Genomic DNA, 10,780 nt, shown 5'->3' on the forward strand with positions numbered 1-10,780 from the left:
AATTTGATAGATGAAACCTATCAATAAGTGAAGCTAGAGTGAGAAGCATTGGAATATTGGAATCAGAGGTATAAAAAAAGGCTGGTCACGAAGACCAACCTTTCTATTTAGAGCGAGAAGTTCGAAGCCTTCTCGTTCACTCGGTTTTAAAGCGCAGCGATTGTCGCTTTTTGCTCTTCAAGCTTCACAAGAGTCTCTTGGTAGCCTTCAAGCTTTTCACGCTCTTTCGCGATAACTGCTTCTGGTGCTTTAGCAACGAAACCTTCGTTACCTAGCTTACCTTCGATACGCTTAATCTCGCCGTGAGTCTTAGCAACTTCTTTATCTAGACGAGCAAGCTCTGCATCTTTATCGATAAGACCTGCCATTGGGATCATTAGCTCAGATTTGCCAACCAGTTTAGTTGCACAAGCTGGAGTCTCTTCACCATCAGCTAGAACTTTAATATCGTCTAACTTAGCTAGAGAAGTCAGAACGATCTTGTTCGCTTCGATACGAGCTGCATCTTTCTCATCCGCTACTTTAATCATTACTTCTAAGCCTTGGCTTGGTGCAATGTCGTATTCCGCACGTAGGTTACGGATAGCTGTGATGAAAGTCTTAACCCATTCGATGTCGTCAACGATCTCAGTATTGAAGTTAGCTTCATTAAACTGAGGAAGCGCTTGAGTCATGATCGTCTCGCCTTCAACGCCGTCTACTAGCGGCTTTACGCTCTGCCAGATAGATTCAGTGATGTAAGGAAGAACAGGGTGAGCAAGACGCAGAGTCTTCTCAAGAACCGTGATAAGCGTGTAACGAGTCGCTTGTTGTTGAGCTTCAGTACCTTTCCAAAGAACAGGTTTAGTTAGCTCTAAGTACCAGTCACAGAATTGGTTCCAGATGAATTCGTAAAGCGTGTTTGCTGCCATGTCTAGACGGTAGTTGTCTAGGTGAGCATTAAACTCTTTCGCTGCAACTTCAAACTGAGACTCAATCCACTTGTCTGCTAGAGAGAATTCCATGTTTGCACGGTCTTCTACAGACAGTGACATGCCACAGTCGTGCTCTTCTGTGTTCATTAGTACGTAACGGCTTGCGTTCCATAGCTTGTTACAGAAGTTACGGTAACCTTCAAGACGCTTCATGTCCCAGTTGATGTCACGGCCAGTTGAAGCCATAGCAGCAAGAGTGAAACGCAGCGCATCAGTACCGTAAGGTTCGATACCATTTTCGAAAGTCTTACGTGTCGCTTTTTCGATCTTAGCAGCCAGTTTTGGTTGCATCATGTTGCCACAACGCTTCTCTACTAGCTCTTCAAGGCCGATGCCGTCAATCATGTCGATTGGGTCAAGTACGTTACCTTTCGACTTAGACATCTTGTCGCCGTTTTCATCACGGATAAGACCCGTCATGTAAACAGTTTTGAAAGGTACTTGAGCCTTGCCATCTTCGTCTTTCACGAAGTGCATGGTCATCATGATCATACGAGCAACCCAGAAGAAGATAATATCAAAACCAGATACTAGTACTTCAGATGGGTGGAATGTTTTCAGTGCTTCAGTATCCTCAGGCCAGCCTTGTGTGCCGAACGTCCAAAGTGCAGAAGAGAACCAAGTGTCCAGTACGTCATCGTCTTGCTTAAGCACAACAACAGGCGCTAGGTTGTTCTTTTCACGAACTTCTTCTTCAGTGCGACCTACGTAAACTTTACCATCGTTGTCGTACCATGCTGGGATACGGTGGCCCCACCAAAGTTGACGAGAGATACACCAGTCTTGCACGTCACGCATCCACGCGAAGTACATGTTTTCGTATTGCTTAGGAACAAACTGGATTTGACCATCTTCAACCGCTTTAACTGCAGGTTCTGCAAGCGGTGCTGTACGTACGTACCATTGGTCAGTCAGCATTGGTTCGATAACTACGCCACCACGGTCGCCGTAAGGGACAGTCAGGTCGTGATCTTTGATCTCTTCAAGAAGACCAAGCTCATCGAATTCAGCAACGATAGCTTTACGTGCAGCAAAACGCTCCATGCCTTGGTACTTAGCAGGGATATCTGTTGAGTAAACATCGCTTTCTTCGCCGTTCGTTGTGAAGACTTCAGCAGCATCACGGATATCAGCGTTGAACGTTAGGATGTTGATCATCGGTAGGTTGTTGCGCTTACCCACTTCGTAATCGTTAAAGTCATGAGCTGGAGTGATCTTCACACAACCCGTGCCTTTTTCCATGTCTGCGTGCTCATCGCCTACGATAGGGATAAGACGGTTTACAACAGGAAGTAGGATTTCTTTACCGATAAGATCTTTGTAACGAGGATCTTCTGGGTTAACAGCAACACCAGTATCGCCAAGCATGGTTTCAGGACGAGTAGTCGCAACAACGATGTAGTCTTTACCATCTGCGGTTTTAACACCGTTCGCTAGCGGGTAGCGAAAGTGCCACATGAAACCTTTTTTGTCTTTGTTTTCAACTTCAAGATCCGAGATTGCAGTGTGCAGTTTAGGATCCCAGTTTACTAGACGCTTACCACGGTAGATTAGGTCTTCTTCGTATAGACGAACAAACACTTCTTGAGTCGCAGCCGATAGGCCGTCATCCATAGTGAATCGCTCACGATCCCAATCTACAGATGCACCAAGACGACGAAGTTGTTGAGTGATCGTGCCACCTGATTCGCCTTTCCATTCCCAGATCTTGTCGATGAAAGCTTCACGGCCGTAGTCGTGTTTTGTTTTACCTTCTTCAGCAGCAATCTTACGCTCAACAACCATTTGAGTTGCGATACCAGCGTGGTCAGTACCCACTTGCCAAAGCGTGTTTTTGCCTTTCATACGTTGAGCACGGATAAGCGTATCCATGATCGTATCTTGGAACGCGTGACCCATGTGTAGGCTGCCAGTGACGTTCGGTGGCGGGATCATGATGCTGTAAGCTTCTTTTGATGTGTCACCGTGTGGCTTAAAGTAGCCTTTCTCTTCCCAAGTCTTATACAGAGCTTGTTCGATTGATGTTGGGTTGTATGTCTTTTCCATAGTGCTCTTAAACGGATACTGTGAATGGTTAATCGTGGTCAAACTTCATAAGTGAAGCTTCTTGAATCTAAATCCAAAGATAGCTTTAACTATGAGGTTTGACTATGGATGTTGAATCTCGATAGTTTGTAGCTGATATCCAGCCTGACGGTAAATTTTATACCTTTCTCGAGCGAGTTGCTTAGCTTTTTCTTCGCAAGGGACGAAGTCTATCACCTGAGCAAAGGCGTTCGCAAAGGTTGTATGATTATCGGCCAGATTAATTACTAGCTGACGATTCCAATTATGTTTTACGCCTTGATAGCCAATTTCGATGTTGGTTGAATACTTCGGGCCTTCGCCAACCAAGTTGTGCGCAATAAACTCACTGGGTTCGACTTGCCAGAAAACTTCAGCAATACGCTCGGCATGCTCTTTGTCATTACAGTTGAGATAAAGTTTAGCGCCTTGTTTTGCAAAGTGCTGAGCAAGAAACAGCACATAGTGAGCAAAACCATCTTCGCTGGCTTGCGGGCTGTCTGAAGGCACAATGTAAAATGTAGCAGTCTGCATACTTAATACTCGAACTGAAAATCGTGGATATCAATGTTACTTGGTTAACAGGGTCTAACAAATAGCGCTTATTAAAAAAGGGCCCGTAGGCCCTTTTTATTATTTTGAAGATTGCTCTTCAGTCTCTTGGCCGCTGCGGTTCAATAAGAATTGGACTAGCATTGAGACAGGACGACCTGTCGAGCCTTTCGCTGCACCTGACTTCCAAGCAGTACCAGCACTGTCGATGTGTGCCCAGTGGTACTTCTTAGTGAATTTAGACAGGAAGCAACCAGCAGTAATTGTGCCGCCAGGACGGCCACCGATGTTCGCCATATCAGCGAATGGGCTGTTTAGCTGCTCATGGTACTCGTCTGCCATAGGTAGACGCCATGCACGGTCACTTGCTTGCTCTGAAGCATTAACAAGTTCGTGAGAAAGTGGGTTGTGGTTCGATAGAACGCCACTGATGTGGTGACCCAGAGCGATAACACATGCGCCAGTTAGCGTAGCAACATCGACAACACAGTCAGGTTCAAAACGCTCAACGTAAGTTAGAGCATCACATAGAACCAAGCGACCTTCAGCATCTGTGTTTAGTACTTCAACCGTTTGGCCTGACATTGTCGTTAGGATATCACCTGGACGGTAAGCATTGCTGCCCGGCATGTTTTCACAACCTGCTAGGATACCAACCACGTTAATAGGCAGATTAAGCTTAGCCAGTGCTTTCATTGTACCGAATACAGACGCCGCACCACACATGTCGTACTTCATCTCATCCATGCCTTCACCAGGCTTAAGCGAGATACCGCCTGAATCGAAAGTCAGACCTTTACCTACTAATACAATCGGCTTCGCATCTGGATCCGGAGCGCCTTTGTATTCCATGATAGACATCATAGATTCATTTTTAGAGCCACGGCCAACTGCTAGGTATGATGTCATACCCAGTTTTTCCATCTCTTCTTCGCCAATGATCTTAGTCTTCACTGTCTCGTAATCGTCGGCTAAACGACGAGCTTGAGAAGCAAGGTAAGCAGGGTTTGCGATGTTTGGTGGCATGTTGCCTAGATCTTTAGACGCTTTTACACCTGAAGCAATAGCAAGGCCGTGAGAGATTGCTTTCTCACCTAGGCTCAATTCGCGACGTGTTGGTACGTTGAATACCAATTTACGTAGTGGGCGACGAGTCTCTGGTTTATTGCTCTTGAATTGGTCAAATGTGTAAAGACCATCTTTAGTCGCTTCTACTGCTTGGCGAACTTTCCAATAAGTGTCGCGACCTTTAACGTGAAGTTCTGTAAGGAAACATACTGCTTCCATAGAACCTGTTTCGTTTAGTGTGCTGATGGTTTTTTGGATAATTTCTTTGTATTGACGTTCGCCTAGCTCACGTTCTTTACCACAGCCTACCAGTAGAACACGTTCTGAAAGTACACCAGGTACTTGATGCAGTAGTAGCATCTGGCCAGGTTTACCCTCTAGATCACCGCGACGAAGCAGTGAACTAATGTAGCCATCGCTAATCTTATCTAATTGCTCGGCTACTGGAGAAAGGCGGCGCGGTTCGAATACACCGACAACGATACATGCGCTGCGCTGTTTCTCTGGGCTGCCACTTTTTACACTGAACTCCATGCGTACTCCTACATCCTGAAGACAAATCGAACTAAATGTTAGATAATGGGTTCTTACTTGTTGGATCCTATAATGGAACTAACCTTAAAGAAGAACGCTAACACTTAGCTAAAAATTTAAAAAAATAAAAGGTTCAACGGGAAATTATAGTGATTCAATCAAAAAAACAAGTTTTGTATAGGTAATTTGAGCGTGATTATTGTTAGATATTTGATCCGCGAGACAATCAAGAGCCAATTTGCGATCTTTTTTGTTCTCTTTCTCGTGTTTCTCAGCCAAAAATTCATCAGTGTTTTAGCGGACGCCTCTGATGGTGATATCCCTGCGAGTCTTATATTGTCGATTGTTGGCTTAAATATGCCAGCGATGGGCTTATTGATGCTTCCACTCAGTATCTATATTGGTATTTTGCTTACTTTTGGCCGCCTTTACGCTGAAAGTGAAATAGTGGTCATGAACGCCACCGGTATCGGTAATAAATTCCTGATCCAATCTGCGCTTTACCTCGCTTTAATTACGGCATCTGTTGCAGCCTTTAACTCATTTTGGCTATCTCCTTGGTCACAAGACAAAGTTGAACAAATGTATGAAGAAGTAGCCGCAGAGAACAGCGTTGATTTGCTACCAAAAGGTAAGTTTGAAGGTACGCCGGATGGTTCTTCTGTCGTGTTTATCGATGATATCGACGGTAATAAGTTAGAAAATGTGTTCGTTGCTCAAATGCGTCCGCGTGATTCTGTACTGCCAAGTGTGATGTTCTCGAAGTCGGGTGATGTAAAAGAGCTCAGTGACGGTCGCCAAGTGATCGTAATGTACGATGGTACTCGTCATGAAGGCATTCCGACTCGCCTTGACTACAGGGTGACGCACTTTGAAGAGTACGAAGGCTTGATTGGTCAGCGTGAAGTTGAGAAGAAAGGTCGAGATTGGGAAGCTATTCCTACACTTGAACTCATTGGTAACTCAAACAATAGTGCGAAAGCAGAGTTGCAGTGGCGTATTTCTTTGGTACTTTGTATTCCATTGTTGACCATGCTTGTCGTGCCACTGTCTGCGGTAAACCCTCGACAAGGTCGTTTTGCGAAAATAGGCCCTGCAATACTGATTTATCTCACCTATTTCTTAGCAATCAGTGCAACCAAGTCTTCAATCGAAGAGGGGAGCATTCCTGCGGTAATCGGCATGTGGCCAATCAATGCGTTATTGTTATTTGTCGCGATTGGTGCAAACTTTATGGATAGCGTGCCAGTAAGGCGTTTGAAAGAAAAATTCAAGAATAAGAGGTTGGCTTAAGCCGTGTTTAAGATTCTCGATTTATATATAGGCAGAACCATCATCGCAACGACGTCACTGGTATTGGTGACGTTTGTTGGTCTCTCTGGGATCATTAAATATGTAGAGCAGCTGAGAAAAGTTGGCCGTGGTACATACGATCTATTACAAGCGCTGTACTTTGTTTTACTGAGTATCCCTCGTGATATCGAAATGTTTTTTCCAATGGCAGCATTGCTTGGTGCGTTGATTGGGCTTGGTATGCTTGCTGCAAGTTCGGAGCTTGTCGTTATGCAGGCAGCTGGTTTCTCTAAGTTGGATATCGGCCTATCGGTACTTAAAACCGCTATTCCACTGATGATCGTGGTGACACTGCTTGGTCAGTGGGGTGCACCGCAAGCGCAGAAAATGGCTCGTGATTTAAGAACCATCTCGATTGCTGGTGGTAATATTATTTCGACGCAAAGTGGTGTTTGGGCTCGTGATGCCAATGACTTCATCTTCATTGTCAAAATCGATGACCAGAAGTTATATGGAATGAACATGTGGCGCTTTGATGAAAACAAGGCACTTAAGACCGCTATTTACTCTGACGAAGTTGATTACGTTGGAGACAACGTGTGGACGATGAAGGATGTAGAGATCACGTCTTTTGAAAACGAACTTCAAATTACCAAAGAAAGTTTACCGACTTACTCTTGGGAAACATCGCTAGCTCCGGATAAGCTCGCAATCGTAACGGTTAAACCAGAAGAGCTGTCGTTAAGTGGGTTGTATGATTATGTTTCTTATCTGAAGGCGTCAGAGCAAGACGCATCACGCTATGAATTGGCGCTGTGGAGAAAGATAACTCAGCCAATTTCGATCGCGGTTATGATGTTGATGGCACTGTCGTTTATCTTTGGTCCTTTACGTAGTGTAACCATGGGCGCGAGGATTCTGTCAGGTGTTATTGCTGGCTTTACCTTCTATATATCCAGTGAGTTCTTTGGCCCGGTGAGTTTGGTTTATCAAATACCGCCCGCCTTTGGCGCAATAGCCCCGAGCGTGGTGTTCCTTGGAATTGCCATCATGCTCTTGAGGCGGAAATTGTAAATATAAAAAAGGAAGGCATAACGCCTTCCTTTTTTGATCTTGATTGGATCTAACTTAAATAACATTATCGTGCTTGTGGTAACACAACGACTTCAGTCTTTGCCCAGATATCGTGAAAGCCACGTTTTTCAGGATCGAATGGAACACATAGGTTTGCCAGTCCAAAACCTGAAGTACCTAAACGAATCAGCGCCTGAGTTACTGTGATAGCTGAGCCATCTTTGTTTTGAACGCGCAGCTTCCAAGCTCTCATGCCGAGAGTCTGACCAGCTCTAGTCCAGAAGAAGACGAAGAAATATACCCAAACGGCCACTAAGTAAAAGGTGTATGCAGGGCTCCAAATCGGATGGTTGGTTAAGAAGTCACTAACATCGGCATATCCGCTGTGGTTAAAAATGCCGAGAGCCATGAGCGCATGCAGTAGAGCTACAATGACGCCAGCCGCCAACATTTCAATAGCGATTACGATCAGAGCGTCGTAGAACAAGGCACCAAATCGGCGCATGACTCCTGCTGGTGGCAGAGTGTTTGTTGATGTCATGTGTTATTACTTCTTTAAAAATTGAGGCGTCAGAATATAGTTTAAGGCTTAGCCTGAAAAGAGACATGACGCACAGCTTATGACTTAGTGGCGAAATTATCGGCAAACACACATGAATTCAAGTTTTTATACTTGCCACATCAGTTCGCATACGTATAATGCCAAACATCGAAAGGGCAATGCCCCAAGATAATGCCGGTATGGTGAAATTGGTATACACGACGGATTCAAAATCCGTTGCCTTCGGGCGTGGCGGTTCAAGTCCGCCTACCGGTACCATATTTAGATAAAGCCCTGATCAGAAATGGTCGGGGCTTTGTTGTATCTGGGATATAGGAAGAGTCGCGGTGGCGGCAGGGCAGGAAAGCTTCTTAATCAGACAGATCTTGATGTTTCATTCCTAAATCCCATAATTTCCCTTCGCTATTCGATCTGATAATGAATTAATCATCTTAAATCATTATGTTACCTGTCATTCTCTATTCTATTGTCTATGTTTAAAGGACTAACAGAGGAGAGAAATATGCTGACAGTAACCCCTTACTTATTTTTTGATGGTCGTTGTAGTGAAGCGTTGGATTTTTATCACAAGTGCTTTGGTGGTGTGGTTTTATCTAAGCAACTTTTTAGTGATGCACCACAGGTAATAGAGGGAGCTCAACCTGATTGGGTTATGCATGCTGAGTTCGAAGCGTTTGGTATGAAGCTGATGATGTCTGATGGTGTTAAGGCAAAAGAACTCGAAGGCAACAATCTCGCTCTTTCTCTTGTAACTGAAGATACCGCGACTCAAGAACAAATTTTTGAAAAGCTTAAGAAAGGAGGGCGGATAATGACTCCACTCGCAGATACGTTTTGGGGGGCTCGATTTGGCAAAGTAGAAGATAAATTCGGTATACGCTGGATGGTGCACTGCGACTCTTTAAGTTGAACCTGTGAAATTGGATAGTGAAATTGCTGCTTGGTTTTATTAGAATTATAAATAGAGATTAATCATCAATATTATATATAAAAATGGGCAGCATAAAGATTACCGTAGATCGCATTCAGCCCGGTCTGCATATACGACTCCCCGTAAAATGGAATGAACACCCATTTTTATTCAACAGCTTTAAAATCAAAGATGACGCTCAAGTAAAAGTAATTCGACATCTTGGGATTAAGCACGTCTATATAAACCTGAGTCAAAGCGATACCTCACCTTTACCTGTTAATCACGTAGGTGAACAAGAAGTCGATATTGATTCACAGGTAAGCCTTGAAGCGGAAAGAATGTGGAAAGATAAGCATGAGCGTATCGAAACCCTTAGCTCTTACCGCCGCAGGGTGAGTCATTGTGAGAGAGAGTTTGAACGTTCGCTTGCTCGAATGCGATCTGTGATGACCAAGATCCGTAACAGACCTTTAGATGCGGTAGGGGAGGTTAAGGCTCTTGTTGATGATATCGTTGAAACTCTAGTGAGCGATGATAACGTCACCTTGCACCTTATGAATGCTAAAGCGGATTTCGAAGACATTTACTTTCATACTCTAAATGTTTCGGTTGTTGCACTGATGATAGGTAAGGCCAAAGGCTATAACACACAGCAATTGAAAGACCTCTCATTCGCAGCGTTGTTTCACGATGTAGGCAAGATCAAAATACCAGTCGCGATACTAAGAAAGCAGAGCGCCCTGACAATCCCTGAAGAGAACTACCTGAAGCTTCATACCAAATACGGTGCGGATATCGTTGCGGGGATTGATGACTTTCCGGAAAACGCTAAAAAGGTAATCGCTCAACATCATGAGATGAATGATGGTTCTGGTTACCCCGAGGGCTTAAAAGAACATGAGATTGATGAGTTTGCCAAGATAGTCGCTGTGGCTAATGCATTTGATAACCTTTGTCATGGTAAAGCGCAATCTCAACAAATGATCCCGTATTTGGCACTGTCCCACTTATATAAGAGCTGCAAGCATCTATATAGCCAAGATAACTTGGGGCTGTTGGTTAAGTTCATGGGAGTCTACCCACCAGGAACCGTAGTACAGCTTTCAAATGATTCGATTGGGATTGTGATATCCGTTAACGCTAAACATATGCTTTATCCAAATGTACTTATCTATGATCCTAGCGTGCCAAGAACCCAAGCCCCGATCATTGACCTCTTTATTAAAGAGATCAAAATCGTTAATGCCGTTCATCCAAGCAAATTACCTGAACAAGTTCGAGAGTATCTAAACCCTAGGGCTCGTTTATCTTACTTTTTTGATAGTGGAGAGTAGTTATCCACAGGTCGTTGTGGGTAATTTGTTCGAAACTTGGGGTGAAAGTGGTATAAATAAGCCCTTGGTTGAAATGTCTTCGCTTAACCGCTTTTTTCAATAAAAAACGCATTTATTGCTTGCCAATATGAGCGGCATCTCTATAATGCCGCCTCACTGACACGGCAGACGCCACAAGGCTTCAGCGAAGAATGTTAGTAAGGCAACTAGCTTTAAGCGATGATTCGCTTCTACTTTTAGAAAGTAGGAATTAATTCCAAATAAGTGTTTGACACTGAGAATTAAATCGCTAGAATGGCCGCCTCTTCCGAAGTGATGCAAGTCACAACGAAGAGAAGCTCTTTAACAATTTAAACCTATCAATCTGTGTGGGCACTCGTTGATGAATATCAAAACGTTTTATCGTTAGATA

The 10,780-nt window shown here is 44.1% G+C and carries 8 protein-coding genes and 1 tRNA gene; 5 read left to right on the forward strand and 4 right to left on the reverse strand.

All coding sequences use genetic code 11. The annotated features are described in order from the left end of the window. Nucleotides 1-146: 146 nt before the first annotated feature. The 3 genes from MSG34_RS20530 to pepA form a co-directional block, all read right to left on the reverse strand. Complete coding sequence (locus tag MSG34_RS20530) at nucleotides 147-3,020, reverse strand: valine--tRNA ligase (protein ID WP_248339210.1); 2,874 nt, start codon at nucleotides 3,018-3,020, stop codon at nucleotides 147-149. A 102-nt stretch (nucleotides 3,021-3,122) separates the two neighbouring features. Then, nucleotides 3,123-3,572, reverse strand: a complete 450-nt coding sequence (locus MSG34_RS20535; RefSeq protein WP_017071288.1) for a DNA polymerase III subunit chi — start codon at nucleotides 3,570-3,572, stop codon at nucleotides 3,123-3,125. Between the two features lie 99 nt (nucleotides 3,573-3,671). Then, nucleotides 3,672-5,192: a leucyl aminopeptidase gene (pepA, locus tag MSG34_RS20540; protein ID WP_017058936.1), complete on the reverse strand. Its 1,521-nt coding sequence runs from the start codon at nucleotides 5,190-5,192 to the stop codon at nucleotides 3,672-3,674. A gap of 192 nt (nucleotides 5,193-5,384) precedes the next feature. Here pepA and lptF point away from each other — a divergent pair, with 192 nt between their 5' ends. Together lptF and lptG are read left to right on the forward strand one after the other, a co-directional pair. Next, nucleotides 5,385-6,485, forward strand: coding sequence for an LPS export ABC transporter permease LptF (gene lptF / locus MSG34_RS20545; RefSeq protein WP_017058937.1), 1,101 nt, complete (start codon nucleotides 5,385-5,387; stop codon nucleotides 6,483-6,485). Between the two features lie 3 nt (nucleotides 6,486-6,488). Continuing rightward, nucleotides 6,489-7,559, forward strand: a complete 1,071-nt coding sequence (gene lptG / locus MSG34_RS20550; protein ID WP_017058938.1) for an LPS export ABC transporter permease LptG — start codon at nucleotides 6,489-6,491, stop codon at nucleotides 7,557-7,559. A 64-nt stretch (nucleotides 7,560-7,623) separates the two neighbouring features. Here the strand turns inward: lptG and MSG34_RS20555 are convergent, their stop codons facing one another. Continuing rightward, nucleotides 7,624-8,100 carry an RDD family protein gene (locus MSG34_RS20555; protein WP_017058939.1) on the reverse strand — a complete coding sequence of 159 codons (477 nt, stop codon included), beginning with the start codon at nucleotides 8,098-8,100 and terminating at the stop codon, nucleotides 7,624-7,626. 194 nt (nucleotides 8,101-8,294) lie between these two features. On the opposite strand from MSG34_RS20555, the gene MSG34_RS20560 reads away from it, so the two are divergent. The 3 genes from MSG34_RS20560 to MSG34_RS20570 all read left to right on the forward strand — a co-directional run bounded on the left by MSG34_RS20560 (nucleotide 8,295) and on the right by MSG34_RS20570 (nucleotide 10,368). Further along, nucleotides 8,295-8,379: transfer RNA gene (locus MSG34_RS20560), tRNA-Leu, on the forward strand. Nucleotides 8,380-8,623: 244 nt separating this feature from the next. Then, nucleotides 8,624-9,031: a VOC family protein gene (locus tag MSG34_RS20565; protein ID WP_048605864.1), complete on the forward strand. Its 408-nt coding sequence runs from the start codon at nucleotides 8,624-8,626 to the stop codon at nucleotides 9,029-9,031. 83 nt (nucleotides 9,032-9,114) lie between these two features. Beyond that, nucleotides 9,115-10,368, forward strand: coding sequence for an HD-GYP domain-containing protein (locus tag MSG34_RS20570; protein ID WP_172380822.1), 1,254 nt, complete (start codon nucleotides 9,115-9,117; stop codon nucleotides 10,366-10,368). Nucleotides 10,369-10,780 lie beyond the last annotated feature (412 nt).

The sequence above is a fragment of the Vibrio sp. 1CM2L genome (genome assembly GCF_023161695.1).
Classification (GTDB): Bacteria; Pseudomonadota; Gammaproteobacteria; order Enterobacterales; family Vibrionaceae; genus Vibrio; species Vibrio coralliirubri.